This window comes from Kitasatospora sp. NPDC004614 (genome assembly GCF_042873675.1).
In the GTDB taxonomy this organism is placed as follows: Bacteria; Actinomycetota; Actinomycetes; order Streptomycetales; family Streptomycetaceae; genus Kitasatospora.
In genome coordinates this window covers 12,999-27,301 of sequence record NZ_JBIALR010000002.1, presented here as the reverse complement: position 1 = coordinate 27,301, position 14,303 = coordinate 12,999, and the positions used below count along the sequence as shown (strand labels likewise).

Sequence of the window (14,303 nt, the reverse complement as noted above, 5' to 3'; positions counted from 1 at the left end):
GACGTTCGGGCGTGTCGAAAATGAACGGAACGGGGCCCGGTGCGGCCCCGCCCCGGCCGAAATCGCGTTCTTGCGGTGCGGCGTGGTGTTGGGCGTCGGAGTCCGCCCGTCGGGCGTCAGAGTTCGCCCGTCGGGCGTCAGAGTTCGCCGCGGCCGTCCAGGCAGCGGGACAGCCAGTCCGCGGCGTTCGCGAAATCCAGGTCCGAGGTGCCCCGCCGGAGCGGGGAAGCGGTGCCCCGGTCGGCGCGCGGGTACGAGCCGAGGAAACGCACCTGCGGGCACATCCGCTTCAGACCCATCAGCGCCTCGCTGACCCGCCGCTCGCTCAGGTGCCCCTCGCAGTCGATCAGGAAGCAGTAGCTGCCCATGCCCTCGCCGGTCGGCCGGGACTCGATCCGCATCAGGTTGATCCCGCGCACCGCGAACTCCTGCAGCAGCTCCAGCAGCGCACCCGGGTGGTCCTCCGGCAGCCAGACCACCATCGACGTCTTGTCCCAGCCGGTCGCCGAGGACACCCGCCCCGGTCGGCCCACCAGCACGAACCGGGTGGTCGGCGCCGCCGCGTCCTGGATCTCGTCCGACAGCACCCGCAGCCCGTACAGCTCCGCGGCGAACGCCCCCGCCACCGCCGCATCGTACCGGCCGTCCTGCACCAGCCGGGCACCCTCGGCGTTCGACGCCGCCGACTCCCACTGCGCGTCCGGCAGGTTCGCCGCCAGCCAGTGCCGCACCTGCGGCTGCGCCACCGGGTGCCCGGTGACGGTCTTCACGTCGGCCAGCGCGGTGCCCGGGCGGACCAGCAGCCCGAACGAGATCGGCAGCAGCACCTCGCGGTAGATCATCAGCGCGCTGCCGTTGATCAGCTCGTCGCTGGTGGTGGTGACCGCGCCGTCCACCGAGTTCTCGATCGCCACCATCGCGCCCGCGGCCTCGCCCGCCCGCACCGCGTCCAGCGCCGCCGCCACCGACGCCACCGGCGTCAGCTCCCGCGTCCCCGCCTCCGGCAGGGTGCGCAGCGCGGCCTCCGTGAAGGTGCCCGCGGGCCCGAGATAGGTGTAACGGGTCGCCGACATGACCGCCTCCGAACGAACAGCGTGATGCGAACTGCGAGATGCGAACTCCACGGGCCCACAGGGCTCGGTCTGCCACCTTAGCCACTTCCGCGGCCCCGCCGTGCCGCCGTCCGACGGCCGGGCAGCCGGGCCGAACGGCCGTGCGACGTCGCACCGTCGCACGGCCGGGCAGCCGGGCCGAACGGCCGTGCGGCGGTGCGCGGTCAGCCCTCCAGCAGCGGCTGCCCCACGTATCCGCCCTCCGGCGCGCCCGGCGGCACCGCGAACAGCGCGCCCGCCTCGTGCCGCAGGAACCGCGACAGGCCGTCGCCGCGCGCCAGCCGCTGCTGCACCGGGACGAAGCCGCGCGCCGGATCGGCCTGGAACGCGGCGAACAGCAGACCCGCGTCGGGCGAGCCGTCGGCCAGCAGACCGTCGTGGAACGAGAACCCGCGGCGCAGCATCGCCGCCCCGCCGTTGGAGTCGGGCGCCGCCACCCGGACGTGCGCGTCCGGGGCGATCGCCAGGGTGCCGTCCGGGGCGGTCGCCGCCAGGTCGACGGGGGTGCGCTCGTCGGCGTCCGGGCCGCCCGACAGCGGGGCGCCGTCGCTCTTGCGGCGTCCCACCAGGCGTTCCTGACGGTCCGTCGGCAGCGACTCCCAGTCGTCCAGCAGCATTCGGATCCGGCGCAGCACCACGTAGCTGCCGCCGGCCATCCAGTCGGGGCCGGTGGCGAACACCTTCGCGGCGAAGTCGGCGTCCTGCGGGCTCGGGTTGTTGGTGCCGTCGACCTGGCCCATCAGGTTGCGGCCGGTCATCGGGCGCGCGGTCGCACCCGGCGTGCGGCCGAAGCCCGACATCTGCCAGCGCGGCACGGCCACCCCCGTGGCCAGCCGGCGCAGCACCCGCAGCGCGTGCACCGCGACCAGCGCGTCGTCCGCGCCGATCTGCACCCACAGGTCGCCGTCGGAGCGTGCCAGGTCGAGCGCGTCGCCGGGGAACGCGGGCAGCGCGGCCAGCGCGGGCGGGCGACGGTCGGCCAGGCCCAGCTTGTCGAACAGGCTCGCGCCGAAGCCGAAGGTGACGGTCAGCGCGTTCGGGCCCGCGTCCAGCGCGATCCCGCTTCCGCCGTCCCCGCCCGGCTCGCCGACGGCCATCCGGGCCGCGGCCGCCGACCAGTCCCGCAGCAGGCCCGCCGCCCGGTCCCGCCCGGCCCCGGCCGCCAGGTCGAACGCCACCCACTCCACCCGGGCCTGCCCGGGCTCCACGATGCCGCCCTGCCTGGGGCCGTGGAACGCCACCCGGGCGCTCCCCGGCAGCGTCTTCTTCTCCCGCGCCGACGCCCGCCCGCCCCACGCCCCGCCGACGGCGCCCACGGCCAGCCCCGCCCCGGCCCCACCGAGTACGGCCCGCCGGGAGAGTCCCGCTATCTCCGTCACTGGCCCACCTTCAGCTGCTGGGTGGCCGTCACCTGGTCGATGTCGGACGACCGGATGGTCACCGAAACCACCCACTGCCCGGCCAGCGGCAACTGCGCGGTCCCGCTCCACGCACCCGTGCCCTCGGCCTGGAGCGTGACGGGCAGCGGACCGAGGTCACGGTCGGGAAGCGTGAACGCCAACTGCAACTCGGGAACCTCGACCGGCTGCCCCGCGCCGTTGGTCAGCTTGAGCGTGACCGCATTCGGCCCCGTCCCGACCGGGTTGACGGTGACGGTGGCCGTGCCCTTGGCGTTCGGAGTGCGGCCGCCGGTGTCGTACGGCAGCTTCAACTCCTGCGTCTTGCCGGGCACCGCGGACGCCCCAGCCACCGGAGCGCCCCCACCCGCCCCGGGCTGCGCGGCAATCGCCTGCGCGACCCGCCCGGGCGGCGAGTTGGTGAGCATCGTGGTGACCACCAGAACCAGCGCGGCGACGCTCGTCTCGACCACCACACTGCGCCGCAGCCCCGCCCGCACCGGCGAACCCTCGGCCGCACGCCGCCGGTGCGCCTTCGCCAGCACCGCCTGCTGGCGGGCGAGCTGCGCGGCGCGCTCGGCGTCGGTGTCGTCGGTGGCGGCCTGCGTCTCTCCGGGGGTGGCGGCCTGCGTCTCTCCGGGGGTGGGGGCTCCGGCGGTCGTGTTCGGGGCTGCGTCGGTCGTGTCCGGGGCTGCGTTGGTCGTGCCCGGGGCTGCGTTGGTCGTGCCCGGGGCTGCGTGGGTCGAGATGGTCTGCGCGGAGATAGTCTCTGCAGGGATGAACTCGGGCGCCTGATCGCTTGTGATCGCGCCCGAATCAATTTCGGTCACGCCCGAGATGGTCTGCGCGGAGATAGTCTCCGCAGGGATGAACTCGGAGCCCTGATCACTTGTGATCACATCGGACACGATCTGCGCGGAGACAGCCTCCGCGGGCGCGGTCTCGCCGCCAGCGGCACCCGACGCCGCAGCCCTCTCGTCCGCACCGCGCAGCCGCGCCGTCCAGGAACGCGAGATCCAGGCGACGCCGAGCATCGACGCCACGCAGCCGACCTTGATCAGCAGCAGCCGCCCGTACTCGGTGTCCACCAGCGCGCCCCAGCTGCCCAGGCCGCGCCAGGACTGGTAGACGCCGGTGCCGGCCAGTACCGCGACCAGCCAGAACGCCAGCTTGGAGAAGCGTTCGACGGCGGTGGCGGGCAGGCCGTGGCGCAGGCCGGTGACGAGTACGGCGAGGCCGCCGAGCCAGCCGGCCATGGCGAGCAGGTGCAGCGAGGCGAGCGGCAGGGCCAGCGGGACCTGGATGCCGACCGAGGAGTGGTCGGCGCCGACCCAGGTCGCCGACAGTGCGATGGCCAGGGCGAGCCCGGCCAGTCCCAGCGCGAGCCGGGTGTCGCGTTGCGGGCGCTCGGAGGCGGCCCGCTCCAGCTGGCGCAGCTCCGCCTCCTCCGCGTCATCGTCCTCGTTCGGCGCGGAGCCCGTTACGGAGCCCGGCGTGGAGTCCGGCAGGGATCCCGGCGCGGGCGCGGGCGCCGGCGGCTTCGGCTGGAGGCCGAGCTGGCCGACCAGCAGCGAGAGGAAGACACCGGCGGCGGCGAGCAGCAGCAGGCGGGCGGCGAGTGCGGTGCCGATCCGCTCGTCCAGGGTGGCGCGGACCAGCGACAGGTCGAAGGCCTGGCCGAGGCCGGTGCCGCGCTCGTAGGGGCCGCGCAGCATCAGCACGGCGACGGTGGACAGCAGCAGCGCGACCCAGCCGCTCATCAGCAGCCGCTGCACGCCGCGCACGGCCGCGCCGGCGGGCCAGATCAGGATCACGAACGCGGCGGCGCCGACCAGCAGCGCGAACGCGCCGTAGGCGACGGTGCGGGCGGTGCCGTAGGCGAAGCCCACCGCGCCGTCGGCCTTGGCGCCCTGGACGGCGGCGGCGTTCACGGTGGTGTCGGAGGCCGCGCCGATGGAGAAAGTGAACGCACCGCCGATCGGGTGGGAGTCCTCCGAGACGGCCCGCCACGCCACCGTGTAGGTGCCGTTGCCGAGCCCCTGGCGGAGCGTCACCCGGGCGGTGGCGGCCTTGCCGTCCACATGGTCGGGCTTGCCGTCGTCGACGGCGGTGCCCTTCGGGTCGAGCACCCGCACCGAGTCCGCGGACAGCGACACGCCTTCGCTGAAGCGCAGCGTGACCGCGGCGGGCGCGGTCGGGACCACCGAGCCCTGCGCCGGGTCGGTGCTCTCCAGGGTGGCGTGCGCGGACGCCGTCGTCGCCCCACCGAGCACCAGGGCGAGTGCCGCCACCAGCACCGCCAGCAGGGCGCCCAGCCGCCGCCGTTTCGCCACCGTGATCACCTGTGCGCCTCTTCTCGTCACCGTGCCGTCTGCTGCCATCGCCGGGACCCTAACTTCCCGGACGGTACGTCAGTGGCTTCACCGGAATCTTGACCACGACGGTGCCCGCCTTGGCGAACTCCAGGTCCAGTTCCAGTTCGTCGCCGAGGGCCGGCTGCTTCGCCCAGTCCATGATCATCAGGTGGGTGCCGCCGCGGGCCAGGTCCAGGGTGCCGTGCGCGGGCACCGTCAGCTCGCCGACCTCCTCCATGGTCTTCTCGGTGGAGCGGTGCATGGTCACCGATCCGGCGCTCGGGCTGGTCACCTTCACCAGCCGGTCCGCACCGCCGTCGTTGCGCACCGTCAGGTAGCCCGCGCCCATCCCGCCGGGGGTGGCCGGCAGCGGTATGTACGGATCGGCCACCGACAGCTGCGGCGGCGCGGCGGAGGCGCCGTCGGAGCCCGAGGACTGGCAGGCCACCACCACGGTGCCCGCGGCCAGGGCGGTCGCCAGGCCGGCCCCGATCAGCGCGGTGCGGCGGAACGCGCGGCTCACACCGCCACCCCCTTGGCGAGCAGCTCCAGGTCGTGCCGGTAGGTGTCCACCGAGGTGCCGGCCATGTACAGCAGGTGCGCCTTGTCGTCGGTCGGCAGGAACGCCAGCACCTGCGCGCCGTGCGTGGAGGTCACCGAGCCGTTCGCGGCCACCACCGGGTCCTCGACCATGATGCCGAGCGGCTTGGCGGCGGCCTTCACCTGCGCCAGGTCGCCGGTCAGCCCGATGAAGTCCTTGCCCATCGAGTCCAGCCAGGTCCGCAGCACCTGCGGGGTGTCGCGCTGCGGGTCGGTGGAGACGAACACGATGTCGATCTTCTGCCGCTCCTCCGGCGTCAGCTTGGACATCGCCACCCCGATGTCGCCCATGGTGGTCGGGCAGACGTCCGGGCAGCTGGTGTAGCCGAAGAACAGCAGCACGGTCCGCCCGGCGGTGCGCGCCTTCAGGTCGTACGGCTGCCCGGAGGTGTCGTTCAGCACCAGGTCGGGCTTGTCGAAGTGCTTGCTGAGCGCGGTGCCCTGGTACTGGCTGGTCGAGGCCTGCTTGCTGACCTTCGCCACCCCGTTGCCCTCCCCGCCGCCCGAGGAGGACGAGGAACAGGCGGACAGCGCGAGCGAGGCGCCGAGGACGAGGGCGGCGGCCGTCAGAAGCCGGGGGCGGGTGCTGCGGAGGGGTGCCAAGGGACTTTCCGTTCCGTGCAGGTGGGCCGTGCAGGTGGGCGGTGCAGGTGGGCCGTGCAGGTGGGCGGTGCGGGAGAGCGGTGCAGGTGGGCGGTGTGGGAGAGCGGTGCGGGAGAGTGGTGCGGGAAGGCGTGCAAGAGGCGGTGCGGAAGGGCGAGGACCGGGCGGGGCCGCGGGGTGCGGCCCCGCCCGGCGGGGGTCAGTTCGCGGAGCGGCGGCGCAGCCCGGCCACGCCGAGCGCCGCGCCGATCACGCCGACCACGATGCCGACCACGCCCAGGGTGCGGGCGGTGGAGTCGGAGGACTTCGCGGCGGGGGCGGCGTCCTGCTTCGTGGTGGTGTCCGTCGACTGGTGGTCGCCGGCCGCGGCGGCCTTGGTCAGGCTGAGCACGGGGGCGGGCTTGGCCGGCTCCGGCTGCCCGTCCTTGCTGTCCTCGATCCAGCGGACCACGTCGCCGTTGTCGTAGGTCTGGAGCGCCTTGAAGGTCAGCTTGTCGGTGTCGGTGGGCAGCGCGCCCAGCGAGACGTTGAACTCCTGGTACTGCCCGGGGGCGATCTTGGTGCCCGCGTCGGCGGTCCAGGTGATCTTGGAGACGGCCTCGGTGATCTGCTGGCCGTGCGAGTCCAGCGGCTTGTCGAGCTTCGACTTCTCCAGGCTGGCCGTCCACCCCGGCAGCGGCTGGGTGCGCACCGACGCCATCGGGTGGTCCAGCGGCAGGTTGATCTCCAGCTTCACGGTGGAAGCGGTGTCGCTCTCGTTCGGCACCCGGAACGCCACGGCCGTGTACCCGCCCTGCTGGGCGCTGCCCGGCTGGACGGAGACGTGCGCGGAGGCGGGAACGGCGGACGCCAGCAGGGCACCGGCCGCCACCATGAGCGCGCCGACGGAACGACGGGCGGTACGGGCGGAAAGCGAACGCATCAGGGGACTCCTGGGGAGGAAGAGGCCACGCGACAATGCGCGGGCCACGTGGGGACAACGGGAAGAGGGGGCCCGACCGCCCCGCTCACGAAGCGGGCACGGCGGCAGGCAGCGATGCGCGCCCGAACCCCGGCCTCCCGGCCCGGCTCAGCGCGCGAACGCCACCGCGGGCGGTCCCCTGCGCAGCACGCAGTGCCGCAGTGCCGCCGCCACCGGCAGCCGCCAGTCCTCCGGCCGTCCACTCCGCCGTGCCCGCACCGGGCGCGGCCCGTCCAGCAGCAGCGCCACCAGCAGCGCCACCGCCGTCCGCAGCGGCGCCGCCCACTCGCGGGCGGTCAGCGCCACCGTCCGCACCAGCCGCCACAGCGCGGCCTCGCCGCGCCGCAGCCACCAGCCCGCGACCACCGCCGCCGCCACGTGGGCCAGCACCATGCCGGGCGTCAGCCCCAGCCAGCCCGCCGCGTGCGGCATCGCCGTCGCGTACGCCTGCGGGTCCAGGCCCGCGGCGCTCACCACCTGGTCCGCCGTGGTGGTCGCCGGGACGACCGTCAGGCCGTCGCCGGGGGTGTCGTTGCACAACAGCCGGCCCGCCACGGACGCCAGGGCGTCGGGCCCGCCGTTTCCGGCCATCGACGCGTGCGGCATCGCCATGCCGCCGACCAGGCCGTCGCCGAACCGGTGGAACAGCAGGTGCAGACCCAGTTGTCCGGCGCCCAGCGCCGCCGCGATCGCCCCCAGCGAGCGCTCCCGCCCGCCGAGCAGCGCCGCCGCCGCGCACACCGCGGCGAAGCCCGCCGCCAGCGTGTCCGGCGCCACCGCACCGCCCGCCCGGGCGTGCCCGAAGGCCGCCACCAGCGTGCACACCAGCGCGAACGGCACCGCGCGCAGCACCCGCAGATCCCAGGCAGCCGTTGAGACCCGTGCCGCGGGCAGGGCGGAGCCCCGGCGGGCGGCGGCGGTCGGGTCAGTCATGGCCGAGCCATCATCTCACCGCCTACAGTCGCTCCCGGGGCAGGCCCCGGAACCCGCCGGGAATGGCGCGAACCCGACCGGCGCACGCACCCGCCCACGCGCCGATCGGCACACCCGGCAGGGGCAGTCCATCCGCCGAACGGGCGGTACCGGCGAGTGCGGACGGTTCGCCGCGCGCCGTCGAGGAGATAGCTAGTTGTATGTGGAGCCGCAGCCAGGAGGGATCTCCCGTGGACATCTGGTGGACTCTGCACCTCAAGCGCGACCCGGCCAGCGTGCCGCTCGCCCGCCGCATCCTGCTCGGCGCCATGGACTCCGCCGGAGTCGACCCGCAGGACGCCTTCGACCTCGGCCTCGCCCTCACCGAGGCCTGCGCCAACGCGGTCGAACACGCCGGGCCCGGCCACTTCGGGGACACCTTCCAGGTCACCGCCGCGCTCAGCGGCGACCGCCTGCGGATCGAGGTCGCCAACACCGGCCAGTCCCCGGTCGCACCCACCGCCTCCCGCCCGGGCCCGCGCCGCCGTCCCGCCGCCGAACGCTCGTCCACCGAACGGCCCGCCGACCGCCTCGCGCCGCGCTGCCGCACCCGCCGGGGCCGCGCCTCCGTCCCCGCCCGGGTACTGGCCACCCGCAGCCCCGCCGCCGACCGGCCCGCCGCCCCCTACGACACCCACGTGCTGCCCGCGCTGCGCCCCGCCCTGCCGGCCACCGACCCCGGCGTGCTGCCCGACCTGACCGCCGAGTCCGGCCGCGGCCTGTTCCTCATCCACGCCCTCGCGGACCACGTCCAGCTCCGCACCCACCCGCAGCGCGGCGCCACCGTCAGCTTCGACAAGATCCTCAGCGCCCCGCTGCTGCGCACCGCTTCCTGACGGCCCACCGGCCGTTCCCCTCACCCTCTTCGCCCGAAACCCGCCGGTCAGCGGCTCGGGGCTCCCTGGGACGCGGTGTCGAGAACCGGGTCGCGGCTCCGTCTCCGGGACGATGGGACGAGACCGCCCGCACCGAGAGGAGCCGTCCGCCGTGACGCACATGCTGCAGATGCACTTCAGCCAGTCGGACACCGATGTTCCGCCGATCCCCTCCTGGGACCCGGCGGCGACCGCCGCCCACATCGCCTTCATGCGCCGCTCGGTCGCCGAGCTCACCGCCAGCGGCGAACTCGTCGAGGCCCAGGGCCTGGCGATGCCCGACACCGCGCGGATCGTCCGGGCCGGCGACGGCGGGCCGTCCGTCGCCGAGGGGCCGTTCCCGGCGGACAAGGAGTTCCTGTTCGGCTGGTGGATCGTCGACTGCGCGAGCGACGCCCGGGTGCTGGAGATCGCCGCCGCGCTGTCTGCCGCGCCGGGCCACGACGGCAAGCCGATGAACATGCCGATCGAGGTCCGCGAGGTGTTCTCCGAGCCCCCGGCGCAGCCCTGACCGGTCGCGCGAATTGCCGGGTATGTCCGGTCGGCGGACGATGGTGATCATGATGCATCAGATGCGCGCCGAGACCGGCACCGGCGGCGCCACGGACTCCGTGGTCAGCTGGCACATCGTCCGCAACGCGGACCTCACCGCCCTGTGCGGCAAGACGCTCGACGCCGCCGCCCCCGTCCAGGACGCCACCCGCTGGACCCTCGACCCCGACCACAACTGCCACACCTGCGGGGCGCTGTTCCTCCGCGAGACGCCGTACTTTCCGGACGAACACACCGACTGATCCGCCGGATGAGACGCCGAACGGCCGGCCCCGGGTGCGGGGCCGGCCGTTCCTACTGGGGTCCGACGGGCGCTCAGCCGCCGCTCTTGCGGCGGAAGGTGCGCTTGCCGCCGGCCGCGCCGGTGGTGCCGTGGATCTTCGAGTCGCCGCCGGGGCCGCCGCCGGCGCCCCGGCTGTTGCCGCCCTTGCGCTGCAGCGCGGCCAGGAACTTGGCCTTCTGGTCGTCCTGGACGGGTGCCTCGGCGGCGGTGTCGGCGGTGGCGTCGGTGGTGGCCTCCGGCGCGGGCTCGGCTGCCGGGGCGGTGTCGCTGCTCATTTCGGGACCTCCTGGACGGGAGTGGGGTGTGCTGCAGCACACCCTCCCATGCCGACCGGGGCCGCTGTCGGCCGACACCGGGGTCGGTCAGTCCCGGTGTGCCCTGCCGAGGTGGTGGGGCTGCCGCTCGTCGCGGTACTGCAGGCCGCCCATCATGAACAGCAGGGCGAGGGTCGGGAAGCCGAACGAGGCGATCACCAGTACGAAGAACTGCCAGACCATGGGACTCTCCTGTCACGAAGCCTCGGCGAGTTGCCATATTTCGCCCAATTATGTCCGAATCGCCGCGCGGGAGGCCGAACGGAAGGGTCGAACAGCCCCTGTTCGAACGACGGGTGGCCGACGCAGACTGAGAAGCATGCGGGTACAGCTGGCAGTCGACGCGCGCCGCCCGGACCGGGCCTGCGAGGACTTCGTGGTGGCCACCCCGGAGGTTCTGGTGCTGCTGGACGGCTCCAGCGCCCCGGACACCCTGGACTCCGGCTGCGGCCACGGCATCCCCTGGTACGTGCGCCGCCTCGGCGCGCACCTGGTCGCCCGGCTCACCGGCCACCCCGACCGGGACATCGCCGACTGCCTGTCCGACGCCATCGCCGACACCGCCGCCCTGCACGGCGACAGCTGCGACCTGGCCAACCCCAACACGCCCGCCGCGATGGTGGTCGCCGCCCGGCTGCGCGGCGACGCGCTGGAGTACCTGGCGCTCGGCGACTCCCTGCTGGTGCTGCACCCCAAGGCCGGCCCGCCCCGGGTGATCGGCGACAACCAGCGCTTCCACGGCGGCGAGGAACTGCGCCGCCAGGTCTGGTCGACCGTCCCCGGCACCGCCGAACGCGCCGAGCTCTACCTGCGGTACGCGATCGCCGTCCGCGCCGCGCGCAACAGCGGCCACGGGCCGTGGATCGCCGCCGCCACCCCGCAGGCCGCCCAGCACGCCGAGACCGGCGTGGTCGGGCGCGCCGACCTGCACGGGGTGGCCGCCCTGTCGGACGGCGCCGCCCGCTTCACCGAGCGCCTGGGGCTGGGCAGTTGGGCCGACGCCGTCCGACTGCTCGCCGAGGCTGGCCCCGCCGAACTGATCGCCCAGGTCCGTACCGCGGAGCGCACCGACGCCGACTGCGTCCGCTGGCCCCGCGGCAAGGCCCACGACGACGCGGCCGCGCTCTACGCCCGGCTCTGACGTCCGGGGCCCGCCTGGTCGATCTCGCCGGGCGCGCCGAGACCGACCGGACAGACCCGGGTCAGCGACCGGCCGTCAGATACACCGCACGGGCCGCCGACCCGTCCGGCGCGGTGTATCCGGCGACCACCTCGCCCGGCGCGGGCTCACCGGTGGGCCGCAGCTCCCGGCGCAGCGTCACCGCCACCTCGCCGTCGACGGCCGCGACCGTCACCGTGTCGTCCACCGCGTCGCTCTCGCTCTGCTTCTGCGGTACCGCCCGTCCGTGCAGCAGTTCGGTCAACTGGGCGCGGACCACCGGGTCCTGCTCGCCGTCGTAGAACCAGCGGGTGCCGAGTACGCCGTGCTCGGCGGTCCCGATCAGCGCGCCCTCGGGCGCCCCGTCCAGCGGCGCGCCCCGGTAGGCCATCGGCACCAGGTAGGAGGCCTGACCGTCCGTCACCACCATCAGCTCGATGCCGACCTCGCCCGCCGGGTCGTCCAGCCGGAATCCGCCGGCCCGCTCCAGCGCGCCGCCGCCGGGGCGGTACCAGTCCTGCTTCGGCAGCCAGTCGGCCAGCAGGTCCAACTTGCCCGGGTTCATGGTGGTCTGATGGATCGTCGCCATTGCCGTTTCTCCCTCTCGCGCGGTGTCCTTGCGGGGCCCAGCCTACGAATCGCGCCCCGCGGGCAGTGAATTCGCCGGACTGCTCCGGTGCTGCCCATTCGGATGAACGCGGCGCGCACTGCCGCTGGTTCGTGGTCGCCCGGTGCTAGAGATTGCCCTGCGCTCGGGACTGGGCCGAGAAAGCACCTCATGGCCGCAGGGGAATCGTGCGGCCTTGCGCACAGAACGGAAACGCCTCATGGCCCTCGCTTTCCGCAAGACGCTCGCCATTGCCACGATGGGGCTGGCCGCCTCCCTCCTGCCGACCGGCGGCGCCGGAGCGGCCGACACCAGCCACGCGACCACGCGCACCCCCGGTACCTACTGCCTCGCCAACGCCTGGAACACCCCGAACGTCGGCACCAAGCCGTGCGACGTCAACGACCAGGGCCAGCACTGGACCGTCACGGGCGAACAGATCTCCCTCACCAATGCGCGCGCCTACTGTCTCGCCGACAAGTGGGGCGCCCCGGACGTCTCCACCAAGCCGTGCGCCTCGGGCGACCCGGGCCAGTACTGGACCATCGCGGGCCAGCAGATCTCGCTCACCCTCGCCCCCGGCTACTGCCTCGCCAACGCCTGGGGAACCCCGAACATCTCCACCAAGCCGTGCGACGTCAACGACAAGGGCCAGCACTGGGTGGTCTTCGGCGACCAGATCAGCCTCGCGCTCGCCTGACCTGTCGGCACAGCTTTCCGGACAGACCCAACACGCCGTCCCGCCGGGGCAGTTGCCCATCGGCGGGACGCGGAAAACCCGCGTGCCCCGTCCGAGGACGGGGCACGCGGGTTTTCGGGCTTGTGGGTGCTTCAGGGGTGAGGAGTTGTCAGTTCTCGTCGGCGGGGATGGTGCCGAGGCGGCCGGCCTGGAAGTCCTCCATGGCCTGCTGGAGTTCGCGGTGGCTGTTCATCACGAACGGGCCGTAGTGGGCGACGGGCTCGCGGATCGGCAGGCCGCCGAGGAGGACGACCTCGAAGTTGTTGTCGCGGGAGTCCTGCTTCTCGTCGGCGCGCAGGGTGATCGAGTCGCCGTCGCCGAAGACGACGGCCTGGCCCCGGTGGAAGGGGCGGTGCTCGGTGCCGGCCGAGCCGTTGCCGGCGAGGCCGTAGGCGAGGGCGTTGAAGTCGGCGCGCCAGGGCAGGGTGATCTGGGCACCGGGGCTGATCGAGGCGTGGATCATGGTGATCGGGGTGAAGGTGGTGCCCGGGCCGGTGTGGCCGTCCAGCTCACCGGCGATGACGCGCAGGAGTGCGCCGCCGTCCTCGGTGCTGAGCAGCTTGACGCTGCCGCCGCGGATGTCCTGGTACTTCGGGGTGATCATCTTGTCCGAGGCGGGCAGGTTCACCCAGAGCTGGAGGCCGTGGAAGAGGCCGCCGGACTTCACCAGGGACTCCGGCGGGGTCTCGATGTGCAGGAGACCGGAGCCGGCGGTCATCCACTGGGTGTCGCCGTCGGTGATGGTGCCGCCGCCGCCGTGCGAGTCCCGGTGGATGAACGTTCCGTCGATGATGTAGGTGACCGTCTCGAAGCCGCGGTGCGGGTGCCAGGGGGTTCCCTTCGGCTCACCGGCCGCGTAGTCCACCTCGCCCATCTGGTCCATCATGATGAACGGGTCGAGGAACTTGGTGTTGATCTTGGCGAAGGCGCGGCGGACGGGGAAGCCCTCGCCCTCGTAGCCCTCGGGGGCGGTGGCCACGGTGAGGACCGGCCGGGCGGTGCTGTGCACCGGGTCGGGCGTGGTCACGCGCGGCAGGGTCAGCGGGTTCTCGACGGTCACGGCGGGCATGTCGGCCTCCTTCGGCGGGTCTGTGGCCTACGTCCACCACAGTAGTTCAACTCTCAACCACTCGCAAGGTTGAACGTTGAACTATGTGGACCTATTCCGGCCCGGAGAGGGGCGGGAGGAGGGGTCAGCCGTACATCCGGCGCATGGTGAAGTCGACCATCTGCTCCACCGCGCGGGCGTCGAACACCATCCGGTGCTCGCCCTCCATGTCCAGGGCGAAGCCGTAGCCGGTGGGCAGCAGGTCGAGCACCTCGGCGCCGGTCACCGAGAAGTACTTGGAGTCCTTGCCGGCGTACCGCTTCAGCTCCTTGAGCGAGCTGAACATCGGGATCACCGGCGTCGGGGTGTTGTGCAGCGCCAGGAAGCCGGGGCGGTCGCCGCGCGGGCAGTACACCTTCGAGGTGATGAAGATGGCCTGGAAGTCCTCCACCGGCATCGCCCCCGTGGTGAAGGCGCGCACCGCGTCCGCCAGCGAGGGCGGCGAGGGCTCGGGGTAGAGCGACTGCTGGGCGGCCTGCGGGTCGCCGTATCCGGCGCCCGGCATGCCGGACATCCCCTGCTGCATCTGCTGCTGGTAGGGGTCCTGGTAGGCGTTCTGCTCGTAGCCGTACACGGGGCAAGGCTATCGGGCCGGGCCCCGCTTGGGGGCGGGTGATCCGCACAATCCGGCGGTGGGCCGCATTGTGGGACGTGACCACGTTCATAG

The 14,303-nt window shown here is 73.6% G+C and carries 17 protein-coding genes; 5 read left to right on the top strand and 12 right to left on the bottom strand.

Annotated features, from left to right (window positions below):
* Positions 1–137 precede the first annotated feature (137 nt).
* From pheA to ACFYST_RS05390, 7 genes are all read right to left on the bottom strand, one after another.
* Entirely contained in the window at positions 138–1,073 is a 936-nt protein-coding gene (pheA, locus tag ACFYST_RS05420; protein WP_387860140.1) for a prephenate dehydratase, read from the bottom strand.
* A 203-nt stretch (positions 1,074–1,276) separates the two neighbouring features.
* On the bottom strand, positions 1,277–2,491 hold the full coding sequence (gene efeB, locus ACFYST_RS05415; RefSeq protein ID WP_387860139.1) for an iron uptake transporter deferrochelatase/peroxidase subunit: 1,215 nt from the start codon (positions 2,489–2,491) through the stop codon (positions 1,277–1,279).
* Positions 2,488–4,890 carry a FixH family protein gene (locus ACFYST_RS05410; RefSeq protein WP_387860137.1) on the bottom strand — a complete coding sequence of 801 codons (2,403 nt, stop codon included), beginning with the start codon at positions 4,888–4,890 and terminating at the stop codon, positions 2,488–2,490. The genes efeB and ACFYST_RS05410 overlap by 4 nt, the downstream gene beginning before the upstream one ends.
* Positions 4,891–4,900: 10 nt before the next feature.
* Positions 4,901–5,386 carry a copper chaperone PCu(A)C gene (locus tag ACFYST_RS05405; protein WP_387640327.1) on the bottom strand — a complete coding sequence of 162 codons (486 nt, stop codon included), beginning with the start codon at positions 5,384–5,386 and terminating at the stop codon, positions 4,901–4,903.
* Positions 5,383–6,066, bottom strand: coding sequence for an SCO family protein (locus ACFYST_RS05400; RefSeq protein ID WP_387640329.1), 684 nt, complete (start codon positions 6,064–6,066; stop codon positions 5,383–5,385). The genes ACFYST_RS05405 and ACFYST_RS05400 overlap by 4 nt, the downstream gene beginning before the upstream one ends.
* 199 nt (positions 6,067–6,265) lie before the next feature.
* The gene (locus tag ACFYST_RS05395) at positions 6,266–6,988 is read right to left on the bottom strand and encodes a YcnI family protein (protein ID WP_387860135.1); all 723 of its coding nucleotides are present in this window, start codon (positions 6,986–6,988) and stop codon (positions 6,266–6,268) included.
* Between the two features lie 147 nt (positions 6,989–7,135).
* Positions 7,136–7,960: a hypothetical protein gene (locus ACFYST_RS05390; protein WP_387860132.1), complete on the bottom strand. Its 825-nt coding sequence runs from the start codon at positions 7,958–7,960 to the stop codon at positions 7,136–7,138.
* A gap of 230 nt (positions 7,961–8,190) precedes the next feature.
* On the opposite strand from ACFYST_RS05390, the gene ACFYST_RS05385 reads away from it, so the two are divergent.
* The 3 genes from ACFYST_RS05385 (at position 8,191) to ACFYST_RS05375 (ending at position 9,668) form a co-directional block, all read left to right on the top strand.
* Positions 8,191–8,835, top strand: coding sequence for an ATP-binding protein (locus ACFYST_RS05385; RefSeq protein WP_387860130.1), 645 nt, complete (start codon positions 8,191–8,193; stop codon positions 8,833–8,835).
* Positions 8,836–8,995: 160 nt separating this feature from the next.
* Positions 8,996–9,385, top strand: a complete 390-nt coding sequence (locus ACFYST_RS05380) for a YciI family protein (protein WP_387640727.1) — start codon at positions 8,996–8,998, stop codon at positions 9,383–9,385.
* Positions 9,386–9,434: 49 nt separating this feature from the next.
* Positions 9,435–9,668, top strand: a complete 234-nt coding sequence (locus ACFYST_RS05375) for a hypothetical protein (RefSeq protein WP_387640339.1) — start codon at positions 9,435–9,437, stop codon at positions 9,666–9,668.
* Positions 9,669–9,741: 73 nt separating this feature from the next.
* On the opposite strand, the gene ACFYST_RS05370 is transcribed toward ACFYST_RS05375, so the two are convergent.
* Positions 9,742–9,984, bottom strand: coding sequence for a DUF5302 domain-containing protein (locus ACFYST_RS05370; protein WP_387640342.1), 243 nt, complete (start codon positions 9,982–9,984; stop codon positions 9,742–9,744).
* Between the two features lie 87 nt (positions 9,985–10,071).
* A complete protein-coding gene (locus tag ACFYST_RS05365) occupies positions 10,072–10,206 on the bottom strand; it encodes a hypothetical protein (RefSeq protein ID WP_387640344.1) in 135 nt (44 codons plus the stop codon).
* Between the two features lie 136 nt (positions 10,207–10,342).
* On the opposite strand from ACFYST_RS05365, the gene ACFYST_RS05360 reads away from it, so the two are divergent.
* Positions 10,343–11,164, top strand: a complete 822-nt coding sequence (locus tag ACFYST_RS05360; RefSeq protein WP_387640347.1) for an integrase — start codon at positions 10,343–10,345, stop codon at positions 11,162–11,164.
* Positions 11,165–11,225: 61 nt separating this feature from the next.
* Here the strand turns inward: ACFYST_RS05360 and ACFYST_RS05355 are convergent, their stop codons facing one another.
* Complete coding sequence (locus tag ACFYST_RS05355; RefSeq protein WP_387640350.1) at positions 11,226–11,771, bottom strand: 1,4-alpha-glucan branching protein; 546 nt, start codon at positions 11,769–11,771, stop codon at positions 11,226–11,228.
* Between the two features lie 238 nt (positions 11,772–12,009).
* On the opposite strand from ACFYST_RS05355, the gene ACFYST_RS05350 reads away from it, so the two are divergent.
* Entirely contained in the window at positions 12,010–12,489 is a 480-nt protein-coding gene (locus ACFYST_RS05350; RefSeq protein ID WP_387640353.1) for a ricin-type beta-trefoil lectin domain protein, read from the top strand.
* Between the two features lie 148 nt (positions 12,490–12,637).
* Here the strand turns inward: ACFYST_RS05350 and ACFYST_RS05345 are convergent, their stop codons facing one another.
* Together ACFYST_RS05345 and ACFYST_RS05340 are read right to left on the bottom strand one after the other, a co-directional pair.
* Complete coding sequence (locus ACFYST_RS05345; RefSeq protein WP_387640356.1) at positions 12,638–13,597, bottom strand: pirin family protein; 960 nt, start codon at positions 13,595–13,597, stop codon at positions 12,638–12,640.
* Positions 13,598–13,721: 124 nt separating this feature from the next.
* Entirely contained in the window at positions 13,722–14,210 is a 489-nt protein-coding gene (locus ACFYST_RS05340) for an SseB family protein (protein ID WP_387640359.1), read from the bottom strand.
* Between the last annotated feature and the right edge of the window lie 93 nt (positions 14,211–14,303).